Source organism: Xanthobacter sp. YC-JY1 (assembly GCF_021730305.1).
Classification (GTDB): domain Bacteria; phylum Pseudomonadota; class Alphaproteobacteria; order Rhizobiales; family Xanthobacteraceae; genus Xanthobacter; species Xanthobacter flavus.
In genome coordinates this window covers 2,312,420-2,334,183 of record NZ_CP032674.1, presented here as the reverse complement: position 1 = coordinate 2,334,183, position 21,764 = coordinate 2,312,420, and the positions used below count along the sequence as shown (strand labels likewise).

22 protein-coding genes and 1 tRNA gene are annotated in these 21,764 nt (G+C 67.8%); 9 read left to right on the top strand and 14 right to left on the bottom strand.

The window, feature by feature from the left end; all coding sequences use genetic code 11:
- Nucleotides 1–95: 95 nt before the first annotated feature.
- From tatC to nagZ, 7 genes are all read right to left on the bottom strand, one after another.
- A complete protein-coding gene (gene tatC, locus D7006_RS10830) occupies nt 96–905 on the bottom strand; it encodes a twin-arginine translocase subunit TatC (protein WP_169120819.1) in 810 nt (269 codons plus the stop codon).
- Complete coding sequence (gene tatB, locus D7006_RS10825; protein WP_237356611.1) at nt 905–1,420, bottom strand: Sec-independent protein translocase protein TatB; 516 nt, start codon at nt 1,418–1,420, stop codon at nt 905–907. Before tatB ends, tatC begins: the two co-directional genes overlap by 1 nt.
- A gap of 61 nt (nt 1,421–1,481) precedes the next feature.
- Entirely contained in the window at nt 1,482–1,718 is a 237-nt protein-coding gene (locus D7006_RS10820) for a twin-arginine translocase TatA/TatE family subunit (RefSeq protein WP_169120823.1), read from the bottom strand.
- A gap of 68 nt (nt 1,719–1,786) precedes the next feature.
- Complete coding sequence (locus D7006_RS10815; RefSeq protein ID WP_371745112.1) at nt 1,787–2,908, bottom strand: ABC transporter ATP-binding protein; 1,122 nt, start codon at nt 2,906–2,908, stop codon at nt 1,787–1,789.
- On the bottom strand, nt 2,895–3,638 hold the full coding sequence (gene scpB / locus D7006_RS10810) for an SMC-Scp complex subunit ScpB (RefSeq protein WP_237356609.1): 744 nt from the start codon (nt 3,636–3,638) through the stop codon (nt 2,895–2,897). The genes D7006_RS10815 and scpB overlap by 14 nt, the downstream gene beginning before the upstream one ends.
- A complete protein-coding gene (locus tag D7006_RS10805; RefSeq protein WP_237356608.1) occupies nt 3,635–4,504 on the bottom strand; it encodes a ScpA family protein in 870 nt (289 codons plus the stop codon). Before D7006_RS10805 ends, scpB begins: the two co-directional genes overlap by 4 nt.
- Nucleotides 4,505–4,508: 4 nt before the next feature.
- The gene (gene nagZ / locus D7006_RS10800) at nt 4,509–5,522 is read right to left on the bottom strand and encodes a beta-N-acetylhexosaminidase (protein ID WP_237356607.1); all 1,014 of its coding nucleotides are present in this window, start codon (nt 5,520–5,522) and stop codon (nt 4,509–4,511) included.
- Between the two features lie 144 nt (nt 5,523–5,666).
- Here nagZ and D7006_RS10795 point away from each other — a divergent pair, with 144 nt between their 5' ends.
- The 3 genes from D7006_RS10795 (at nt 5,667) to D7006_RS10785 (ending at nt 7,824) form a co-directional block, all read left to right on the top strand.
- Entirely contained in the window at nt 5,667–6,053 is a 387-nt protein-coding gene (locus D7006_RS10795) for a YciI family protein (protein WP_237356606.1), read from the top strand.
- The gene (locus tag D7006_RS10790) at nt 6,050–7,303 is read left to right on the top strand and encodes an RNA polymerase sigma factor (RefSeq protein WP_237356605.1); all 1,254 of its coding nucleotides are present in this window, start codon (nt 6,050–6,052) and stop codon (nt 7,301–7,303) included. The genes D7006_RS10795 and D7006_RS10790 overlap by 4 nt, the downstream gene beginning before the upstream one ends.
- 83 nt (nt 7,304–7,386) lie before the next feature.
- Complete coding sequence (locus D7006_RS10785) at nt 7,387–7,824, top strand: glyoxalase/bleomycin resistance/extradiol dioxygenase family protein (RefSeq protein WP_237356604.1); 438 nt, start codon at nt 7,387–7,389, stop codon at nt 7,822–7,824.
- A gap of 24 nt (nt 7,825–7,848) precedes the next feature.
- Here D7006_RS10785 and D7006_RS10780 read toward each other — a convergent pair whose 3' ends face one another.
- Both D7006_RS10780 and D7006_RS10775 read right to left on the bottom strand, forming a co-directional pair.
- Complete coding sequence (locus D7006_RS10780) at nt 7,849–9,804, bottom strand: ABC transporter ATP-binding protein/permease (protein ID WP_237356603.1); 1,956 nt, start codon at nt 9,802–9,804, stop codon at nt 7,849–7,851.
- A 6-nt stretch (nt 9,805–9,810) separates the two neighbouring features.
- Nucleotides 9,811–10,188: a helix-turn-helix transcriptional regulator gene (locus tag D7006_RS10775; RefSeq protein WP_237356602.1), complete on the bottom strand. Its 378-nt coding sequence runs from the start codon at nt 10,186–10,188 to the stop codon at nt 9,811–9,813.
- A 149-nt stretch (nt 10,189–10,337) separates the two neighbouring features.
- Here D7006_RS10775 and D7006_RS10770 point away from each other — a divergent pair, with 149 nt between their 5' ends.
- Nucleotides 10,338–10,946, top strand: coding sequence for a TIGR00730 family Rossman fold protein (locus tag D7006_RS10770; protein WP_229644608.1), 609 nt, complete (start codon nt 10,338–10,340; stop codon nt 10,944–10,946).
- Between the two features lie 267 nt (nt 10,947–11,213).
- On the opposite strand, the gene D7006_RS10765 is transcribed toward D7006_RS10770, so the two are convergent.
- The 4 genes from D7006_RS10765 to mgtE all read right to left on the bottom strand — a co-directional run bounded on the left by D7006_RS10765 (nt 11,214) and on the right by mgtE (nt 13,565).
- Nucleotides 11,214–11,290: transfer RNA gene (locus D7006_RS10765), tRNA-Arg, on the bottom strand.
- A 73-nt stretch (nt 11,291–11,363) separates the two neighbouring features.
- Complete coding sequence (locus tag D7006_RS10760) at nt 11,364–11,669, bottom strand: ETC complex I subunit (protein WP_169120842.1); 306 nt, start codon at nt 11,667–11,669, stop codon at nt 11,364–11,366.
- A 123-nt stretch (nt 11,670–11,792) separates the two neighbouring features.
- Nucleotides 11,793–12,047 carry a hypothetical protein gene (locus D7006_RS10755; RefSeq protein WP_169120844.1) on the bottom strand — a complete coding sequence of 85 codons (255 nt, stop codon included), beginning with the start codon at nt 12,045–12,047 and terminating at the stop codon, nt 11,793–11,795.
- A 111-nt stretch (nt 12,048–12,158) separates the two neighbouring features.
- Nucleotides 12,159–13,565, bottom strand: a complete 1,407-nt coding sequence (mgtE, locus tag D7006_RS10750; protein WP_169120846.1) for a magnesium transporter — start codon at nt 13,563–13,565, stop codon at nt 12,159–12,161.
- A gap of 242 nt (nt 13,566–13,807) precedes the next feature.
- On the opposite strand from mgtE, the gene D7006_RS10745 reads away from it, so the two are divergent.
- Nucleotides 13,808–14,206: a hypothetical protein gene (locus tag D7006_RS10745; RefSeq protein ID WP_169120848.1), complete on the top strand. Its 399-nt coding sequence runs from the start codon at nt 13,808–13,810 to the stop codon at nt 14,204–14,206.
- Here D7006_RS10745 and D7006_RS10740 read toward each other — a convergent pair.
- Nucleotides 14,166–15,791 (bottom strand): glycosyl hydrolase family 17 protein, encoded by a 1,626-nt coding sequence (locus D7006_RS10740; protein WP_237356601.1) that lies wholly within the window; start codon nt 15,789–15,791, stop codon nt 14,166–14,168. The genes D7006_RS10745 and D7006_RS10740 overlap by 41 nt on opposite strands.
- A gap of 208 nt (nt 15,792–15,999) precedes the next feature.
- On the opposite strand from D7006_RS10740, the gene D7006_RS10735 reads away from it, so the two are divergent.
- The 4 genes from D7006_RS10735 (at nt 16,000) to gltA (ending at nt 21,716) form a co-directional block, all read left to right on the top strand.
- Entirely contained in the window at nt 16,000–16,500 is a 501-nt protein-coding gene (locus D7006_RS10735; RefSeq protein WP_237356600.1) for a hypothetical protein, read from the top strand.
- 265 nt (nt 16,501–16,765) lie between these two features.
- The gene (locus D7006_RS10730) at nt 16,766–19,513 is read left to right on the top strand and encodes a glycosyltransferase (RefSeq protein WP_237356599.1); all 2,748 of its coding nucleotides are present in this window, start codon (nt 16,766–16,768) and stop codon (nt 19,511–19,513) included.
- Nucleotides 19,514–19,586: 73 nt separating this feature from the next.
- Nucleotides 19,587–20,237: a molybdenum cofactor guanylyltransferase MobA gene (gene mobA, locus D7006_RS10725; protein ID WP_237356598.1), complete on the top strand. Its 651-nt coding sequence runs from the start codon at nt 19,587–19,589 to the stop codon at nt 20,235–20,237.
- Nucleotides 20,238–20,405: 168 nt separating this feature from the next.
- A complete protein-coding gene (gene gltA, locus D7006_RS10720; protein WP_169120854.1) occupies nt 20,406–21,716 on the top strand; it encodes a citrate synthase in 1,311 nt (436 codons plus the stop codon).
- Nucleotides 21,717–21,764: the final 48 nt, after the last annotated feature.

The following is a 21,764-nucleotide window of genomic DNA, read 5'->3' as shown; positions in this document are numbered from 1 at the left end:
GCGCCACGTGGATGGCCGGGTCAAGCCCGGCCATGACGGACCGGGAGAAGACCCACCCCGCGCCCAAATTCCAATAATCCGGGAAGGCCCCGCCGTCAGTCCGCTGTCGCGGCGTCGGCTGCGTTGCGCGCCGCTTCCGCCACCAGCCGGCGCTTCTCGACGACGCCCACCAGATAGACGGACACCTCGTAGAGAAGCAGCGTCGGCAGGGCAAGGGAGAGCTGGCTGATGACATCCGGCGGGGTCAGCACCGCGGCGAGCACGAACACGCCGACGATGGCATAGCGCCGGGCCTTCACCAGCATTTCCCGCGTCACCACGCCGATCTGCCCGAGCAAAGTGAGAATGACGGGAAGCTGGAAGCAGATGCCGAACGCCAGAATCAGCGTCGTGATGAGCGAAAGGTATTCGGAGACCCGCGGCAGCAGCGAGATCTCGGCCTTCCCGTCGCCGCCCACCTGCTGCATGCCGAGGAAGTAGGTCATGGCCAGCGGCATGGCGACGAAATAGACGAAGGCCGCGCCAATCAGGAAGCAGATGGGCGTGGCGACGAGATAGGGCCGGAAGGCCGCCTTCTCGTGCTTGTAGAGCCCCGGCGCCACGAACATGTAGACCTGCGTCGCCACCACCGGGAAGGAGATGAAGGCGGCGCCGAACATGCCGAGCTTGATCTGGGTGAACAGGAATTCCTGCGGCGCCGTGTAGATCAGCTTCACCCCGGTGCCGAAGCCGGAGGCAAACTCATAGGGCCACAGCAGGATGTTGTAGATCTGCTTCGCCAGCATGAAGCAGGCGATGAAAGCCACGAGGAACGCCACCAGCGACTTGATGAGGCGCGAGCGCAGCTCGATCAGATGCTCGATGAGCGGAGCCTTGGAGGCGTCGATTTCGTCCTGGTCGCTCATCACGCGCTCTTCGTCTCGCCGGCGACGGGCAGGCTCTCGGGAGCCGGCTCAACGGCTGCGGCAGGCGGCGCAACCGGCGCGGGGGGCACGGCGGCCTCCACCGAGCGGCGGATTTCGGCGCGGATGGCGGCCATGGGATCGGGCAGTTCCACGGGCGGGGGCAGATCAGGCAGCGCGACGGGGATGTCGGGCGCGGCGGCCGGCGGGGTCGGATTCGCGCCCTCCACGGTGGAGCGAATCTCCTCGCGGATGGAGCGCAGCGGATCGAACATGTCGGAGGTGGCGAGGGTGGAGCGGGCGGTCTCGGTGACGTCGCTGATTTCCTTGCGCATGTCGGCAAGGTCCGCCTCGCGCAGGGCCTCCTGGAACTGGCCCTGGAACTCGCCGGCCATCCGGCGCAGCTTCGTGACGGTGCGTCCCACGGTGCGCAGCACCGTAGGCAGCTCCTTGGGACCGATGACGATCAGCGCGACAATGCCGATCAGCATCAGCTCGGACCAGCCGATATCGAACATGAGCCCGTCTGTCCGGCGGTGGTGCCGCCGCCCTCTTCAAGTGTTCAGGGGCAGAGGTCCGTCAGACGGGCTTCTTCTCGGCTTCGGGGGCGCTCGACGTCTGGTGCGGAAGCGGGCGCGGCGCCTCGGGGGCGGCCGGAGGAGCCTTCACCGGCTCGTCATCGTCGGCCATGCCCTTCTTGAAGGACTTGATGCCCTTGGCCACGTCGCCCATCAGATCGGAGATCTTGCCGCGACCGAACAGGAGGAGCACCACGGCCAGCACTACGATCCAGTGCCAGATGCTCAACGAACCCATCTAACCATCCTCCAAGGATATTCTTTGTGGCCCCGGCGGCAGACCGCAGGGCCGTTCGGACGGCGACACTAGGCTCGGCCCGCGGCGAAAACAAGGACTTCACCGGGATCGACCAGAAGGCCCACTTCGTCGCCCTTTTTCACGTTTCCCGCGTCCCGCAGGCGCAGCACCAGCGGACGCTCCACCCCTTCCACGATCACTTCCACGAGATCGAGCTCGCCGAGAAAGCGCCGCTCAAGCAGCCGTCCCGCGATGCCGCGCCCGGCTGGCGCCAGCGCGATGCCCTGCGGGCGGATGGCGACGATGGCCGGCCCGTCCACCAGTCCCGGCGCCGCGAACCGGCCGATGGGCGCGTCCGCTATGCCGCCGACGACCTCGGCCGCGATCTCGTTCAGCTCGCAAAAGAATCGCGCCACGCCGAGATCCGCCGGGCGGCGGTAGAGCTCCTCCGGTGGGCCGAGCTGCACCAGCTCGCCCTTGCGCAGCAAAGCGATGCGGTCGGACAGGCGCATCGCCTCCTCGGGATCGTGGGTGACGATGACGACCGTCGCTTTGGCATCCCGCAGCACCGCCAGCGTCTCCGCCCGCACCTGGTCGCGCAGGCGGCGGTCGAGGCCGGAGAAGGGCTCGTCGAGGAGAAGGATGCCCGGACGCGGCGCCATGGCGCGGGCCAGCGCCACGCGCTGCTGCTGCCCGCCGGAGAGTTCGTGGGGATAGACCTCGGCGAGATCGGCGAGGTCTACCCGCGCCAGCGCGAGGCGCGCCTCCCGCGCCGCCTCGGCCCGCTTCAGGCCGTTGAGGCCGAACATCACGTTCTCAAGGTTGGTGAGGTGCGGGAACAGGGCATAGTCCTGAAAAACCAGCCCGACACCGCGCCGCTCGGGCGGCACGAAGGCCCCCTGCCCCGCCACCACCTCGCCATCGATGAGGATTCGGCCGGAGTCCGGCTGCTCGATGCCCGCCGCGAGGCGCAGGAGAGAGGTCTTGCCGCAGCCCGACTGGCCGAGCAGGCACAGCACCTCCCCCGGCTCCACCGCGAGACTCACGCCGCGCACGGCGGCGACGTCGCCATAGGCGAGTTGCACGGCCTCGAAGGAAAGGCCCTTGGCGAAGGCGGCAGGGGTGCGGCTGCGGGTCATCCCCAGGGTCTCGATCTCGTCAACCAGAACCGCCTCCTCACGCGTCGCCATCATCTTCGGGCGCGTTCGCGCCCGGCTCCTCGTCCTCCGGCGGGGGCGAGAGGTGGAAATCCAGCATGTCCGGCTCCAGCGCCTCCTCGTCCTCGCGCAGGCCCGGATCGTCGGACGGCAGCGGAATGGCGAAGCCGGCGGGGATGCGCCCGTCGATGAGGCCGGCGCCCTTCAGCTCGTCGAGGCCGGGAAGATCCTGCACCGCATCGAGGCCGAACTGGACGAGGAAGGCCGGCGTCGTGCCATAGGTCACGGGCCGCCCCGGCGCCTTGCGGCGGCCGCGCAGGCGCACCCATCCGGTCTCCAGCAGCACGTCCAGCGTGCCCTTGGAGGTGGAGACGCCGCGAATCTCCTCGATCTCCGCGCGGGTGACCGGCTGGTGGTAGGCGACGATGGCCAGAACCTCGATGGCCGCGCGCGAGAGCTTGCGCGCCTCCGGCACCGGGCCGGCGACGACACGGGCGAGGTCCGGCGCCGTGCGCAGCATCCAGCCGCCGGCGGCCTTCACGATGTTGACGCCGCGCCGGGCGTAATCGGCTGTCAGCGCCTCCATCAGCGCGCCGATATCGGCGTCGGCGGAGAGGTGCGGCTTCATGGCCTTGACGTCCACCGGCAGCGGCGAGGTGAACAGCAGCGCCTCGATGGCCCTCAAATCGCGCGCGAAAGCATAGGCGCGCTCGTCCTCCGGACGCACGTCGAACAGGTCGATGCGCGGGGCGGAACGGGTCATCTCTCCTCTCCCGGCGCCGGGTCGGACGCATCGAACGGCAGCAGCGGCTCAGGCTCCACCGCCGGGCGCGGACGCAGCCACAAGGGGGCGAAGGGGGCATCCTGGCGGATATCCAGCATCCCCTCCCGCACCATCTCGAGGCTGGCCGAGAAGCTCGACGCGAGCGCGGTCGCCCGCTGCTCGGGCGTCGTCATGTAATCTAGCAGGAATTGGTCCAGCCGCATCCATTCGCCGACCACCTCCGCCCCGAGCAGACGCTCCAGCCGGGCGCGGGCCTCGGCGAGAGACCAGACGGTGCGGGTCTTGAGCGTGACGTGCGAGAGCGCCTTGGTCTGGCGCTGGCGGGCATAGGCGGAGAGCAGGTCGTAGATGGTGGCCGTGTAGACCGTGTAGAGCGGTTCCTTCGAGGGCGGCGGCAGGGCGCGGGCGAAGGCGTCGCGGCCCATCTGCGGACGCGCCATCAATTGCGCGGCGGCGCGGCGGATGCGCTCCAGATGCCTCAGGCGCCGGGCGAAGGCGGCGGCCATCTCCTCCGCGCTCGGCCCCTCCTCCTGCGGCGGCGCCGGCAGCAGCAGGCGCGATTTCAGGTAGGCGAGCCACGCCGCCATCACGAGATAATCAGCCGCAAGCTCCAGCCGGCCGCGGCGGGCTTCCTCGATGAAGGCGAGATACTGGTCGGAGAGGGCGAGAATGGAGATCTTCGAGAGATCGACCTTCTGCGTCCGCGCCAGCGCGAGCAGCAGGTCCAGCGGCCCCTCGAAGCCGTCCACGTCCACCACGAACGCCTCGTCGGCGGCGACCTGGGCGCGGTCGGTGCCGAGCTCGAAGGCGTCCGGACCGGAATCGCCCGAGGTCGGCGCGGACATGGGGTCAGCCCACCGTCTTGAGCTGAGCCGCGACCGCTGCCCGCAGCTGCCTGGCATCGACCGGATCGGGCACCACCCGCAACGACAGGGCCTTGGCGGCGCGGGCATAGGCCTCGCCGGTCAGAACGGGAGCGGAGGCGGCCACCTTCTCCATCTCTTCCATCTTGCCGTTGCAGTGGAGGAGCATGTCGCAGCCCGCCGCCAGCGCGTCGCGGCCCCGGGTTTCCATGGTGCCGGCGAGCGCGCCCATGGAGAGGTCGTCGCTCATCAGCATCCCGTCGAAGCCGATGGAGCCGCGCACCACTTCGGACAGCACCACCGGCGAGGTGGTGGCGGGGCGGTCCGGGTCGATATCGGCATAGACCACGTGGGCGGTCATGCCGAGGGGCAGGTCGGACAGGTCGCGGAAGGCGGCGAAGTCCATGCCTTCCAGTTCGCCGCGCGTGGCGGTGACGACGGGAAGCTTCTCGTGGCTGTCGACAGGCGCGCGGCCATGGCCGGGGATGTGCTTCAGCACGGGCAGCACGCCACCTTCCATCAGCCCCACCGCAGCCGCCCGCGCCAGAGCCGCCACTGCGACCGGCTCGGTGCCATAGGCGCGATTGCCGATGATACCGTGGCCATCCGGGTGGCGCAGGTCCGCGCAGGGCAGGCAGTCCACGTCGATGCCGAGGGCGTAGAGGTCCGCGGCGATGGCCCGCGAATTGAGCCGCACCGCCTCCAGCGCCGCGCTGGGATCGGAGAGGTAGAGCTGGCCGAAGGCCTCGGCGGGGGGATCGTCCGTCCAGTGGGGCGGGCGCAGGCGCTGCACGCGGCCGCCTTCCTGGTCGATGAGCACTGGCGCCATCCAGCCCACCGCCTCGCGCAGGTCGGCGACCAGCGCGCGCACCTGATCCGGGTCCGCCACGTTGCGGGCGAACAGGATGAAGCCCCAGGGCTCCGCATCGCGGAAGAAGCTGCGCTCGGTGGCCGAAAGGTTCGGGCCGGCACAGCCGGCAATGAAGGCGCGCGAGGTCATGCGTCCGGCCTATAAGCGGGCATCGGCGCCGTCAAGCGGGCGTCATGGTGCGGCGCCCGCCTTTGGCCGCGCAGATTTTGCCCCGCATTGTCGGCCATGGTCATACTCAGGCGTCCTTCAGAAGATGACCAAGGGAGCCCCGCCATGATGTACGCCATCCTCTGTTACCACGAAGAAGATGTGGTCTGTTCCTGGACCCAGGAGCAGGACGACGCCGTGATGGCCAAGATCGCCGTGGTTCAGGAACGGCTCACCAAGGCCGGCAAGATGGGCGCCTCGCTCCGCCTCCTGCCCACAACCGCGGCGACGACCTTGCGCAAGACGCAGGAAGCGCCCCTCGTCATTGACGGTCCCTTCGCCGAGACGAAGGAGCAGCTGCTGGGCTTCTATCTCGTGGACGCCGCCGACCTCGACGACGTGCTCGCCATCGTCAAGGACCTCTCGGAGGTCAATCCCGGCGCCACCTATGAGATTCGGCCGGTTCGCGCCTTCTTCCCCGACGAGCGCGTGGGCCAGAAGACCGGGACATGACCACCCCTGCCCTCAACGATCCCGACTGGATCAACGGCACCCTCACCGCCGCCCGGCCCCAGGCCGTGGCTGCGCTCCTGCGCTATTTCCGCGATCTCGACACCGCCGAGGAGGCATTTCAGGAAGCCTGCCTGCGGGCGCTGCGCACCTGGCCGATGAACGGCCCGCCGCGCGATCCGGCCGCCTGGCTCATCCTCGTCGGCCGCAATGCCGCCCTCGACGGCGTGCGCAAGCGGGCGAAGCACGATCCCCTGCCCCCGGACGACCAGCTCTCCGACCTCGACGACGCTGAGGCGCCTTTGGCCGAGCGGTTGGACAATTCCCACTATCGCGACGACGTGCTGCGTTTGCTCTTCATCTGCTGCCATCCGGAACTGCCGGCGACGCAGCAGATCGCCCTCGCCTTGCGCATCGTCTCCGGCCTCACGGTGAAGGAGATCGCCCGCGCCTTCCTCGTCAGCGAAGCGGCCATGGAGCAGCGCATCACCCGCGCCAAGGCGCGGATCGCGCGCGCCGACGTGCCGTTCGAGGCCCCCGGCCCGGTGGAGCGGGCCGAGCGGCTGGGGACGGTGGCGGCCATGGTCTATCTCGTCTTCAACGAAGGCTATTCAGCCGGTGGCGAACCCAGCCGCGCCGGCCTGTGCGACGACGCCATCCGCCTTGGCCGACTGCTGCTGCGGCTCTTTCCCACCGAGCCGGAGATCATGGGCCTCCTCGCGCTCATGCTGCTCCAGCATGCCCGGGCCGCCGCCCGCTTCGATCCCGACGGCCGGGCCATCCTGCTCGACCGGCAGGATCGCACGAGATGGGATCGCGAGCGCATCGCCGAAGGGCTGGCGCTCATCGACAAGGCCATGCGCCACCGCCGCCCCGGCGCCTACCAGATCCAGGCGGCAGTCGCGGGCCTCCACTCCCGCGCGGCAACGCCGGAGGAGACCGACTGGGTGCAGATCGACGCGCTCTATGCGGCGCTCGAATTTCTCCAACCCTCCCCGGTGGTGACGCTCAATCGCGCCGTCGCCGTGAGCAAGGTCAAAGGTGCGGAGGCCGCGCTCGCCATGATCGATCCACTGGCGCCGCGGCTCTCCAGCTATTTCCATTTCTTCGGTGCCCGCGGCGCATTCCTGCTGGAGCTGGGCCGGCATCAGGAGGCGCGCGTCGCCTTCGACCGGGCCATCGCGCTCGCCAACACGCCGGCCGAGGCGGAGCACATCCGCGCGCAGATCGATCTCATCCAGTCACGGGCCTGAGGAAAAATGCGGGCAGGCTGTCGGGATCGGCGCCGCCCGCCCGTCATCACAAAAGGCGCGCTCCGGCGCCGGAGGAGGAAAGCATGTCCGACACTGCCGAGACCACCATGCCGTCCATCGATCCCGCCGCCATGCCCCCGGTGAAGGGCGGCGTGACGGCCTATGTCACCGTGGAAGGCGCCATGAAGGCTGCCGACTTCTACAGACAAGCCCTCGGTGCGGAGCTCGCCTTCGCCATTCCGCCGGACGAGAGCGGGCGCACCATGCACGTCCACCTCTACATCAACGGCTCGTCGGTGATGCTGGCCGACCCCTACCCGGAATATTGCTCCGGCCCCGTGGAGAAGCTCGGCGGCTTCAACCTCTCATTGCATGTGGGCGACACGGATGCCGCCTTCGCCCGCGCGGTGGAAGCCGGCGCGACGCCGGTGATGCCGCCGGAGGACATGTTCTGGGGTGCCCGCTATGCGCAGGTGCGCGACCCGTTCGGCGTGCTCTGGGCGTTCAACCAGCCGCGCTGAAGCGGGTTCGAGGCGCGCGCGAAGTCAGCCGACCGCGCGCACGCGCTCCTCGTCCATTCCCTCCTCGTCGGGGTGGCGGGCGGGCAAGGCCTCCAGCGCCTCCTCCGCCTGCGCACGGGCGAGGACCGCGGCGGCGTCCTCCGCTTCCCGCTGGCGGTTCCAGAGGGCGGCATAAAGCCCGCCCTTCGCCAGCAGCTCCACGTGGCAGCCGCGCTCGGCAACCTTGCCATCGGCGAGAACGAGGATTTCGTCCGCGCTCACCACGGTGGACAGGCGGTGGGCGATGACCAGTGTGGTCCGCCCCTCGGACACGCGGTCCAGCGCGTCCTGGATTTCCTTCTCCGTGTGGCTGTCCAGCGCCGAAGTTGCCTCGTCCAGCACCAGGATGGGCGGCGCCTTCAGCAGTGTGCGCGCGATGGCCACGCGCTGCTTCTCGCCGCCGGAAAGCTTGAGGCCGCGCTCGCCCACCTCAGTCTTGAAGCCCTTGGGCGTGGCGCGGATGAAGCCGTCGATGCGGGCAAGCCGCGCCGCCTCCTCCACCTCGGCCTCCGACGCCGCCGGGCGGCCGTAGCGGATGTTGTAGGCGATGGTGTCGTTGAACAGCACGGTGTCCTGCGGGACCATGCCGATGGCGGCGCGCAGGCTCTCCTGCGACACCTCCCGCAAATCCTGCCCGTCGATGGTGATGCGGCCGCCGGAGACATCATAGAAACGGAACAGCAGGCGCGAGAGCGTGGACTTGCCCGCGCCCGACGGCCCGACGATGGCCACCGTCCGCCCCGCCGGCACCTCGAACGAAATGCCCTTCAGGATTTCCCGGCCGGCGTCGTAGGAGAAGCGCACATCCTCGAACCGCACCGTGCCACCGGAGACCACGAGGTCCGGCGCACCGGGACGATCGGTGACTTCCGGGGCCACCTGAAGCACGGCGAACATGGCCTCGATGTCCACGATGGCCTGCTTGATCTCGCGATAGATGAAGCCGAGGAAATTCAGCGGGATGTAGAACTGGATCATCATGGCGTTGACCATGACGAACGAGCCCACCGTCTGCCGCCCGGCCCGGATGTCCAGCACGCACATCACCATCACCGCCGCGAGGCCGATGGAGAAGATGAGCGCCTGCCCGGCGTTCAGCCACGCCAGCGAGGTGTAGGTGTTCACCGTCGCCTTCTCGTAGCGCGCCATGGAGCGGTCGTAGCGGGCCGTCTCCCAGCGCTCGGCGCCGAAATACTTCACCGTCTCGTAGTTGAGCAGGCTGTCGATGGCCTTGGTGTTGGCGTCGGTGTCGCTCTCGTTCATCTCCTTGCGGATGGCGAGGCGCCACTCGCTGGCGACATAGGTGAACAGCGAATAGAGCACCACCGTCGCCGACACGACCGCCACATAGCGCCAGTCGAAGGCGAACAGCAGCACGCCGAGCACCATCACCAGCTCGACGATGGTCGGCGCCAGTTGCAGCGCCAGCATGCGCACGATGGTCTCGATGCCCGAGCGCGCCCGCTCCAGAACGCGCGTCAGCCCGCCCGTCTTGCGCTCCAGATGGAAGCGCAGGGACAAAGCGTGCATATGCTCGAACGTCTCCATGGCGAGCCGCCGCACGGCATTGAGCGCCACCTTGGCGAACAGACCATCCCGCAGCTGGGTGACGCCCGCCATGAGGATACGTCCGAGCCCGTAGGCCAGCGTCAGCGCCACCGGGGCGCCGATGACGAGGGCCCAGAAGCCGACATCCGGCGTCGCGGCCTTGCCGGCGGCCACCTCTGCGGTCAGCGCGTCGGTCGCCCATTTGAACAGGAAGGGCACCGCCATGGTGGCACCCTTGGAGGCGAAGAGCAGGACGAAGGTGACGACGACACGGGCGCGCAGGTCCGCCCGGTCGGCCGGCCACAGATAGGGCCACAGGCCGCGCAGGGTGGAGAACATGGCGTCGGAAGAGACGGCGGCCCGCCGGGCTGCGGGCTTCTGGGATTGGGACATGATGGCCTAACGTTGTTCCGGTGCGCCGGGGGTGCAGCAACCCGACGGCCGGCGGAGCGCCTTGAACAGCGCGTCGATCTCTTCAGCCAGCGCATCAAGCGCCGCCTTGTCGAGGCAGTAGCTGGACCGCTGCCCCTCGGTGCGGCCGCGGATCAGCCCGGCGTCGAGGAGAACCTTGAGATGTTGCGAGACGGTGGACTGCGCAAGAGGCAATGCCCGGACGATCTCGCCGCACACGCACCGCTCCTGCCCCGCCAACGTCTCCAACATGGCGAGCCGTGCCGGATGAGCAAGCGCGCGCAGCTTTGCCGCGAGATCGGCCCTTGCGGTGCCGGTTTCATCGGCAGCGGCGGGGTCCGGGGTTGGGAAGGAGGGAGCACTCATCGTTCATCGACGATAGACGATGAACGACCATCGAACAAGCTCGTTGCCCCTGCCCGCGTCACGCCGTCGTCGCGGGTGCGCACTATTCGCGCTCTATTCGCCCTCGGGCGGCCTGCCCTACCGGCCGCCAAGTTTGGTAAAGTGCGCGCATGGCCAGAATCGACAGTGTCTGTGTGTATTGCGGCTCCGCCACCGGCGGCGATCCGGTGTTTGCCGAAGAGGCCCGGAATTTCGGGCGTATCCTTGCCGCGGAGGGCGTGCGCCTCGTCTATGGCGGCGGCGGCATCGGGCTGATGGGCGAAGTGGCGAGCGCGGTGGCGCTGGCCGGCGGCTCCGTCACCGGCATCATCCCGCGCTTCCTGATGACCCGCGAGCGTGCTTTCGCCCACGAGGCGGAGATGATCGTCGTGGAGGACATGCACGAGCGCAAGCGGCTGATGTTCGAGCGGGCGGATGCCTTCGTGGCCCTGCCCGGCGGCGTCGGCACGCTGGAGGAACTGGTGGAGCAGCTCACCTGGGCCCAGCTCGGCCGGCACAAGAAGCCGATCCTGATCCTCAACACGGCGGGCTTCTGGGACCCGTTCGTGACGCTGGTGGATCACATGCGCGGCGCCGGCTTCATCCGCTCGGACACGCCGGTGGAGATGCTCACGGCTGATCGGGCGGAAGACATCCTTCCCCGCCTGCGCGCCGCTGCCGAGAAGGTGCCCGAGCGCGCACTCCATGCGGCGGACGGCACCATCGCCGGCCGCATGTAGGCTCCCGTCGGTCCCGCTGCGCTGTCAGCTGTTGGGCTGATCCAGCGCCGCGATGGCGACCATGACCACGGAGCCGATGAGCATGATTGCGACGACGGTCTGCATCTCCTGGACCCTTGCTGCACTGCGGCAGAAAGAGCGTAACCCGGAAGAATAATTGTTGCACTGCACAACACGCAGAACACGGATGTTCGCGACGCAGGGCAGCGGTAGCAGGGGCGGAAAATGGAGAAGGCTCAATGGGCGCGCCAGGGCACGGCGAGCAATTGGCGACCCCGGCAGGGCTCGAACCTGCGACCTAGTGCTTAGAAGGCACTTGCTCTATCCAGCTGAGCTACGGGGCCTCGTTCCGCCTTTTACGGCGGGCGGCCGCACAGCGGAAGCGCCTTTCCCGGTCGGGATCGGAACGCAGCCGGCTCAGTGGGTCCACTGGCCGGTGCGGTTGAAGGCGAAATTGTCGGAATAGGCCATGCGGCGGCGTCCCGCCTCGTGCGGCTCGGACACCCGGTAGGGGATGCCGCGCTTCTCGCAATAGGCCACGGCCTCTTCCTTCGTCTCGAAAGAGAGGCGGATCTGGCTGCGCATGTCGGCCGAGGAGGTGTAGCCCATCAGGGGCTCCACCCGGCGCGCATGCTCCGGCTCGTAATCGAGCACCCAGTGCTTGGTCTTCGCCACGCCGGACTGCATGGCGTTGCGCGACGGCTTGTAGATGCGAGCGACCATGGTTCGAACCCGTCAGAATGCCGGGCGGCCCCTGCCGGGCGGCCCGTTTCGTCTGTTTCGTCTATAGTGAAGCCACGCGGGCGAGGCAACCGAACACGGCGCCGCGCCCCATGCACGCACGCCTCAGCGCAGGATCAGGCACTCCGCGGCCGCCTGCGCCGATTCGGCCGCGGTGAGGTGGCTCACCTTGCCCGAGAGCACCAGCGAGCGGGTCTGGTCCGTCACCACGGCGCGGCCGTCGGCGCCCTTCACCAGCAGGGGGGCGCTCGCCACGTAGATGGCGCGGGCATCGTTGGAAAGCTTGGCTGCGCAGCGGTCGGCGGCGGCCTTGTCGGCAAAAGCGGGAGCCGTCGAGAGGAGCCCTGCGGCCACTGCCATCGCCGCCAAATTCCAAGCCGTAGTCCGCATGCGCTCACCCTTCACCGCTTCCCGGCAACGGCCGGGCGCATCCTTGTTGAGGAGATCGCAGGGGAATGCAAGCCGGGCCGATCAAGTGGCGAACCACCATGTGGCGAGGCCGAGGAAGGCGAAGAATCCCACCGTATCCGTCACCATGGTGACGAAAACGCCCGAGGCCACCGCCGGATCGAGCTTGAGCTTCGAGATGGCGAGGGGAATCAGGATCCCGAACAGGCCGGCGGCGATCATGTTCAGGATCAGCGCCGAGGAGATCACCACGCCAAGATGGACATTGGCGAACCAGAACCCGGCGATGACACCGAGCAGGCACGCGAGCGTCGTGCCATTCACCAGCCCCACCAGCACCTCGCGCAAGACGATGCGCCGGGCGTTGTGGCTGGAGAGTTCCTTGGTGGCGAGGGCGCGCACTGCCACCGTCATGGTCTGCGTGCCCGCATTGCCGCCCATGGAGGCGACGATGGGCATGAGGATGGCGAGCGCCACCATCTTCTCGATGGTGCCCTCGAACAGGCTGATGATGGAGGCGGAGACAAAGGCGGTGCCGAGATTCACCACCAGCCACGGCAGGCGGCTGCGGGCGGTGAAGGCCACCGTGTCCGACAGTTCCTCGTCGCTGCGCACGCCGCCGAGGGCGCGCAGGTCTTCATCCGCCTCCTCCTGGATCACGTCCACCACGTCGTCGATGGTCATGACGCCCACCAGCCGGCCGGCATCGTCCACCACTGGCGCTGAGACGAGGTTGTAGCGCTCGAACATGCGCGCCACGTCCTCCTGGTCTTCCGAGGCCTTCACCACCTTGGCCTGCTCGGCCTTCACCGCGCTCATCAGCACCGGGCGGCGGGTGCGCAATAGACGGTCCAGCGGCACCGAGCCGACGAGGCGATAGGCGGGGTCCACCACGAACACCTCATAGAAGGTGTCCGGCAGATCGGCGGTCTCGCGCATGTAGTCGATGGTGCGTCCGACGGTCCAGAAGGGCGGGACGGCGATGAACTCCGTCTGCATGCGCCGGCCGGCGCTTTCTTCCGGGTAGTCGAGGGAGCGCTGCAGGGCCACCCGCTCCGGCGCCGGCAGGTGCTCCAGCACCGCGGCCATCTCGTCCTCGTCGAGATCCTCGAGGATGTAGACGGCATCATCCGAATCGAGGTCCCGCATTCCACGCGCGACGGTGATCGGCGAGAGGCTGCGCAGGATGGAGACGCGCACCGTCTCGTCCAGCTCGGTCAGGGCCGTGAAGTCGAAGGCCGGCCCAAGCAGCTCGATGAGCCGGCGCCGTTCGTCGGCGTCCAGCTCCTCGATGAGGTCGCCCATGTCGGCTTCGTGCAGATCGCCGACGAGCGCCTTCAGCGCATCCACATCGCGGGCTTCGATGGCCTCGTTGACCCGGTTGCGGAAGGAGTCCGAAAGATTGCCGTCCTCGTCGCGCACCGTCAGAGGCATCACCTCAGCGCCGGCCTCATCAGCATCGTCGCGCATGCGCTCCTCCCGGGGGGTGGGACGGGTACGGGCGCCCGCCTCCGATGAGGATGCGGGCACGGGATCTGGGGATGCGGCGCCGGCCGCTCCGCAAAGCGACGGAGGGGCAGGTGCCTCCCGCTGCGTCTAGTGATCCCCGCGCCGTTTGTGAAGCCTTCCGCCGGCAATCCGCCCTTTTCGCTGGACCGCGCCGTCTCCATGTCATTATGAACGCCCCGCCGACCGGACGGAGATTTCGCCAGATGACCACCCTGCCCTATTCGGAGCGCCCGCTCTTCCGCCCCGGGCCGCGCACGCTCAACTGGATGATCCCGCTGGGCATGGGCGCCGTCGGCTGGGCCCTCTATATGCGCTACATGGTGGTGGAGCCGACCCTCGTCTCCCTCGCTTGCGAGGCGGGGCTGGAGAGCGCCGGCTGCTACGGCCGCGCCGCAGTGCTGGCGCTGTCGCTATGGAACGTGTTCGGCGCCGTGGCGCTGGTGGTGGCCCTGATCCAGCTTCTGGCGCCGGGCCTCGCCACCTTCTCCGTCGGCATGGTGTTCGCGAGCTTCGCCCTCGTCTTCCACAACGAAGTCGCCGGGGCGCTGGCGGCGATGATGCTCATCCTCTCCTTTGCACGGCCTGGACCCGCCACAGCGTGAAGGCCATGACGAGGCAGAGCGCGCCGAACCAGGCCGCCTGCCAGTTGGCGAGGGTCTCGTTGAGCGGCACATAGATGCCGGCCACCAGCAGGCCCCACATGGCGATCAGCTCGGCAAGGCCGGCACCGTCGCGATCCGCCCGCCGAACGAACAACGGCGCCGCGACCGCCGCCACCAGCGCGGTGAGCGGGAACACCGGGAAATCCTTGTAGCGCGGATCGAACACCAGCTCGAACGCCACCGAACCCACCGCGACCGTGGCGATGGCCAGCACCGCCGCGGACGCGATCGCTGCGCCCGAAGTCGCGGGCCAGCGGCGGGAATCGAGGGCGACCGAGAAGGGCGCGAGCCCCTGCCCGCGCACGATTACGACCGGCATGGTCACCATGGCCAGCGCGGCGGCGGCGAGGATGAGGCCGTTGCGCAGCCAGCCCACGAAGCCGAGGCTTTCCAGCGGCAGCGCCGAGAGCGCGGCGCCGAGCATCGCCCCGCCGAACAGGGCGATGGCGGCGACCGAATACCATTCCAGCGGCCGCACCGGCTCCTCGCGGCGGCGGGCGGCGGCGAGGGCCGAGCCGAACACCGCGACGACCGAGAGGATGCCCACGGCGATATGCATGCGCCAGCCCGGGAAATCCTCCACCGGCTGGCCCCAGGCGAACTTGGGCAGGCGCGTGTCGGCGTCAATCACGCCCCAATGGCCACCCACCGTGCCCTCGCTGCGCCGCTTCCACGGCTGGTCGAAGGCCTCGATGACGTTGACCCGGTAGCCCTGGCGCTTGGCCAGCGCCACCACGTCGTGCATCACCCGCGCCTGGTTGGCGGGCGAGGGCAGCGCATCCTCGCGCATGCGGCCGGCGCTGGGCCAGCCGGTCTCGCCGATGAGAATCTCCTTGCCGGGAAAGGCCTCGGCCATGCGCTGGCGGATCTCGTCCACATGCGGGCCGGCATCCTCGGCGGAGACCGGCAGGTCCTCCCAATAGGGCAGGATGTGGATGGTGACGAAATCCACGTTCTCGGTGAGGCCCTTGTTGCGCTCCCAGAACTCCCAGACATCGGCATAGGTGACGGGCACTCCGCCCACCTCCCGCTTCACGCGGGCGAGCACGTTGGCAAGTTCCGTGGCCGACATCTCGCCGCGCAGCAGCACCTCGTTGCCGACGACGACGGCCTTAACCACGTCGGGATTTTCCTTCGCGAGGCGGATGCCGGTCTCCAGCTCGATGCGGTTGCGGTCCGCGTCCGGCCCCAGCCAGATGCCGAGGAGCATGGTCAGGCCGTGCTTGCGGGCCAGCGCCGGCGCCTTGTCGAGGCCCATCTCGATGGAATAGGTGCGCACGCAGGACGTGATCTGCGCGAGGCGGACAAAATCCTCCTCGATCTGCGCCTCGGGAATCACCAGCCCCTTCTGGAACGGCGACTGGCCATCGCGGAACGGGGCGTAGGAGACGCAGGGCAACTTCTCGCCCGCGGCCAGCGGCGACGGGGGCATGGACACCGGACGGCCCAGATAGGTCCACAGGCCCGCGATGAGGCCGCAGACCAGGAGCGCCAGCACCAGAGGCAGCCGCACGGAGGAAGGCATCTCGTCTCCAGAGGTGAAGGTGTCCCCCGCGCCACATAGAGCCTTGGACAGGCGGTGTGAAGCCTCCGCGCGCAGCTATGGGGGGACGGTAAGCGAAAGCCACGCTTTCCCTACGGCATGTGCCGAACGACGCGCCGTCATGCTGACAAATTCTCTTCCTTCTCCTAGGGTGTCGGGCGCGGCGCCCGCCGACCATTTTCTCGAGATCATGATCCTCATGCACCCCTACCGCCTCCCGCTGCTCGCGGCCGCAATCGTTTTCGCGTGCCTCTCGCCGGCCTCGGCCCAGACCCAGCCGGCCGACCAGAAGCCGCCGGCGGAGCAGACCCCCGAGCAGAAGGCCGCGGCCGAGCAGCGCCGCTCGGTCGAGGAGTTCAACGAGGCCGCAAAGCTGCCCGGCGCGGCCGGCCTGCCCGAGTGCGTCTTCACCGGGCGGCGGATCGCCGCACTGATCTGGAACGACGACGTCGACACCGCGCGGCGGCATCTCGAATTCTACGAGCGCTTCGGCTGCCCCACCGAGCATCTGAAGGTGGCGGTGCGCTGCCTCGTGCGGCAGGGCAAGATCGACACCAAGGCCGGCGAAAAGGTCGCCGCCCGGGCTCAGCAGTGCTGGGTGAACCCCGAATATGTCGCCGCCTCTCCGGCCCCCGCGGCTGGTACCGCCCCGGGCGCAGCGCCTGCCGCTCCCGCTACCGGGCAACAATAAGATCATCACGCAGACACCCGCCTGACGCAGCGGCGTCGAAGAGGCGCCATGATCGGGATTTATCTCTCTGCGTGAGAGTGTTAGTGTCTCGATGCATTGCAGCGTAAATTTACCATTAATGCTGCAATGCCGACCTTGGGGCAGGTCGAAAGGGTGCCCACCGTTCGCGTAAATCCTACGTTCGCGTAACTCCCGGAAACGTCCTCTGGAACCTGTGCCTTAAGCCAGCGTTGGGTTCCGACTTCCCCTATGGGTGGGCATCGCCATGCGTCCCGGTCTTGCTGCTGCGGCAGCGGTCATTGCGGTTGTGACCTCGTTCCACGCCGCGATGTGGCTCTCCATGCGTCCCGAGGCGAGCGCTCCGAACATCACGGACCGCTTTCAAAGCCTGTCCTTCGCGCCCTTCGCGCGCAACATGAGCCCTGAGGGCGATGCACCCACCACCGAAGCGCAGGTGCGCTCGGACATGGCGGTGGTGGCGCCCTACAGCCGCGGCGTGCGCACCTATTCCTCCACCAACGGCAAGGAGCTGATCGCCCCCGTCGCGGCCGAGCAGGGCCTGCGCGTGACCGCCGGTGCGTGGCTCAACAAGGAAGTCGACGAGAAGACCGGCGAACCCATCAAGGTCAAGGACAAGAAGACCGGCGAGATGATTCTCGCGAAGGAGGGCAACGACCGCGAGATCGAGAACGTGGTCAAGGTCGCCCGCCAGAACCGCAACGTGAACGCGGTCATCGTCGGCAACGAGACCATTCTCCGCGGCGACATGACGAAGCCGGAACTTGCCGCCGTCATCCGCAAGGTCAAGCGTCAGGTCAACGTGCCGGTGAGCACGGGCGAGATCTGGAACACCTGGCTGGAGCCGGGCGCGCCCGAGCTCGTGGCGTCCGTGGACTTCATCCTCGCCCACATCCTGCCCTATTGGGAGGACGTGCCGGCCGACCAGGTGGTCGACTACGCCATCAACGCCTACAACCGCCTGCGCGCCGCCTATCCCGGCAAGCGCATCGTGATCGGCGAGTTCGGCTGGCCCTCGCACGGCTACAACCGCGGCGCCTCCGTGCCTGACCCGATGGAGCAGGCCAAGATCATCCGCAATTTCGTCGCCCGCGCCGATGCGCTGGGCATCGAGTACAACATCATCGAGGCGTTCGACCTGCCCAAGAAGCAGAACGAAGGCTCGGTGGGCCAGTATTGGGGCGTGTTCGATGCGGACCGCACCCTGAAGTTCCCCCTCACCGGACCGATCTTCGAGAAGACCTACAACCAGACCGCCATCCTGGCGCTGCTGCTGGGCGTGCTCTTCACCTTGCCGCTGCTGCGCATGCGTGACCTCACGCTGACGCAGGGCCTCGTGCTGGCCGCCTCGGCCAACGGTGTCGCCGCGTGGCTGGCACTGGTGGTGGACTACTGGCTCAACCACTACGTGTCGGGCGGTGACTACCTCACGCTCGCTTTGAGCGTGGTGATGCTGGTGCCCCTGGTGTTCGTGCTGCTCTACCGTATCGAGGAACTGGCGGCCGTGGCCTTCGGCAGCGGTCCCAAGCGCCTCGTCGAGGAGCAGAAGCACGCCGCGCCCACGCGATTCCCCAAGGTCTCCATCCACGTGCCCGCCTATCGCGAGCCGCCGGAGATGCTGATCCAGACCATCGATGCCCTCGCCCGGCTGGAGTATCCCAACTACGAGGCGATCATCATCGTCAACAACACGCCGGATCCGGCGATGGTGGAGCCGGTGCGCGAGCACTGCGCCAAGCTCGGCGACCACATCAAGTTCATCAACGCCGAGAAGGTGGCGGGCTTCAAGGCCGGTGCCCTGCGCATCGCCCTCGATGCGACGGCTCCCGATGCCGAGATCATCGGCGTGATCGATGCCGACTATGTGGTGACGCCCGACTGGCTGAAGGACCTCGTCCCCGCCTTCGACGACCCGACCGTGGGCCTCGTCCAGGCGCCGCAGGATCACCGCGACGGCCACCGCAGCCCGCTGCACGAGGCGATGAACGCCGAATATGCCGGCTTCTTCGACATCGGAATGGTGCAGCGCAATGAGGACGACGCCATCGTCGTCCACGGCACCATGTGCCTGATCCGCCGCGCGGCCATGGTGGAGGCCGGCAACTGGTCGTCCGACACCATCTGCGAGGATACCGACCTCGGCCTCTCCATCGCCGAGAACGGCTGGAAGACCCACTACACCCGCAAGCGCTACGGCTATGGCCTCCTGCCCGACTCGTTCGAGGCGTTCAAGAAGCAGCGTCACCGCTGGGCCTATGGCGGCTTCCAGATCATCAAGAAGCACTGGCGCCGGTTCCTGCCGAACAATTCTCGCCTCACCACGGCCCAGAAGCGGCACTTCGTGCTCGGCTGGATCTCCTGGCTCGGCTCGGAATCGGTCGGCGCCTTCATGGCCATCGCCTCCCTGATGTTCGTGCCGTTCGTCGCCTATTTCTCCATCTCGGTGCCGGCGCACGTGCTGACGCTGCCGATCCTCATCACCTTCCTGGTGTACGTGCTGCACTTCATCAGCCTGTACCGCCTGAGGGTGGAGACCACGCCGCTGCGCATGCTCGGTGCGGCTGTGGCGGCCAGCGCGGTGCAGTTCACGGTGGCGAAGGCGGTGGTCGACGGCTTCCGCTACAAGGACCTCGCCTTCGCCCGCACCGCCAAGGGCAACAACTGGCTCGCCGGGGCGGCGCGCTCCTTCCCGGCCCTGCCGGAAGCGATCATCGGCGGTCTCCTGATCGCCGCGGGCGCCTACATGCTGGTGGCGAACAATCTGCCGGGCTCTTCCATCGTGAAGACCTCCAACGACTGGCGCCATATCCGCGAGATCAACCTCTACGGCATCGCGCTGCTGGTGCAGAGCCTGCCGTTCGTGGCTGCGGCGATGATCGGCGCCTTCGAGCCCTCGCGCCTCAATGACTTCGCCACCTGGCGGGTCATCCGCGCCAAGCTCGCGGCGGTGCCCCGCCGCCTCGGCCTCAATGCGCCCCCCGCCGTCGCGGACTGAGCGGGGCCCCAGACCTGAACCGAACGCCCGGCCCTCGCGCCGGGCGTTTCTTTTTGTCCTCCCCTGAGCCGCGATGTCCGATCAGCCGCCCGTCTCCCCCCTCCCCCCGCTCCCCCCGGCCCTGATCCTCGCGGGTGGCCTGGGCCGGCGGATCAATGCGCCGACGCTCGGAGCCTTGGAAAAGCCGCTGGTGCCGCTGGGCGGTCGCCCCCTCATCGCGCACGTCATCGTGCGCCTGAGGCCGCAGGCCGGCCCCCTCTTCATCAATGCCAATGCCCCGGCCGGCACCTATGAGGGATTCGGCCTCCCAGTACTTCCCGATACCATCGCCGGCTATCCGGGACCGCTCGCCGGCGTGCTGGCGGGTCTCGACCATCTGGCCGAAACAGGCGCAGCCTCCAGCCTCGTGACGGTCGCCGCCGATACGCCCTTCCTGCCTGATGATCTCATCGCGCGACTGACGGAACGGTACCGGGAGAGCGGCACCGTGGTGTGCGCAGAATCGGGTGGGCAGCGGCACCCCGTGATCGCCCTGTGGCCCGTGGCGGCTTGCACCGCGCTGCGGCAAAGCCTTGAGGCGGGACGGCTGAAAGTCGGGCTTCTCCTCGATGCCCTGAATGCCGTAACGGTGTCTTGGGAGGGCCTTCCGGATGACCCATTCTTCAACGTGAACACGCCGGAAGACCTTGCCATTGCAGAGAAACGCCTCGCTGCCCGCCGATGAAGCATGGTCATGCTTGCGGCAGGATTGGGGAGGGTTTAGGACTGCAGGACGGCGGCTTCGCATTCGCGAAGATGCCGGAGCGGAGACGGACTTGCCGCTCGGAGACCGGACCGCCACCTCCGGACCTCTGCCGAAAACGGGTCTGTCCGCCCAAAGGATGAGGGATCCATGGACGCCACCACCAACACCGGGGCAAAAGCGGCCAAGCTAAGCTTGGGGGAGAAGAGCTGGGACCTTCCGATCCACGAAGGCTCCATCGGACCCGACGTGGTCGACATCTCCAAGCTCTACGGCCAGACGGGGATGTTCACCTACGACCCCGGCTTTACCTCGACCGCTTCCTGCGAGAGCAAGATCACCTACATCGACGGCGACGAAGGTGTGCTGCTGTATCGCGGCTACCCCATCGAGCAGCTCGCCGAGAACGGTGACTTCCTCGAAACCTGTTATCTGCTGCTCTACGGCGAGCTCCCCACTGCGGCGCAGAAGGCGGAGTTCGACAAGTCCGTGACCAATCACACGATGGTTCACGAGCAGATGACCCGTTTCTTCCAGGGCTTCCGCCGCGACGCACACCCGATGGCCATCATGGTGGCTTCGGTCGGCGCGCTGTCGGCCTTCTATCACGACTCCACCGACATTTCCGACCCCACCCAGCGCCTGATCGCATCGATCCGCATGATCGCGAAGATGCCGACGCTGGCGGCCATGGCCTACAAGTATTCCATCGGCCAGCCGTTTGTTTATCCAAAGAACGATATCGACTATACGTCGAACTTCCTGCGCATGTGCTTCGCTGTCCCGTGCGAGGAATACAAGGTCAATCCCGTTCTCTCCAAGGCGATGGATAAGATCTTTATCCTCCATGCCGACCACGAGCAGAACGCCTCTACCTCCACCGTGCGCCTCGCCGGCTCCTCCGGCGCCAATCCCTTCGCCTGCATCGCCGCCGGCATCGCCTGCCTGTGGGGCCCCGCCCATGGCGGCGCCAACGAGGCGGCCCTCAAGATGCTGGCCGAGATCGGCTCGGTGGATCGCATCCCCGAATACATCAAGCGCTCGAAGGACAAGAACGATCCCTTCCGCCTGATGGGCTTCGGTCACCGGGTCTACAAGAACTACGACCCGCGCGCCAAGATCATGCAGCAGACCTGCCATGAAGTGTTGACCGAGCTGGGCATCAAGGACGATCCGCTGCTCGATGTGGCCGTGGAGCTGGAGCGCATCGCGCTGCACGACGACTACTTCATCGAAAAGAAGCTCTACCCGAACATCGACTTCTATTCGGGCATCACCCTCAAGGCGATGGGCTTCCCCACCACCATGTTCACCGTGCTGTTCGCCCTTGCCCGCACCGTGGGCTGGATCGGCCAGTGGAAGGAGATGATCGAGGACCCGAGCCAGCGCATCGGCCGTCCCCGCCAGCTCTACACCGGCGCCGCCCAGCGCGACTACGTGGCCATGTCCAAGCGCAAGTGAGCGCTGGAGGTCGTCTGAAAAAGGAAAACGCGGCCTTCGGGCCGCGTT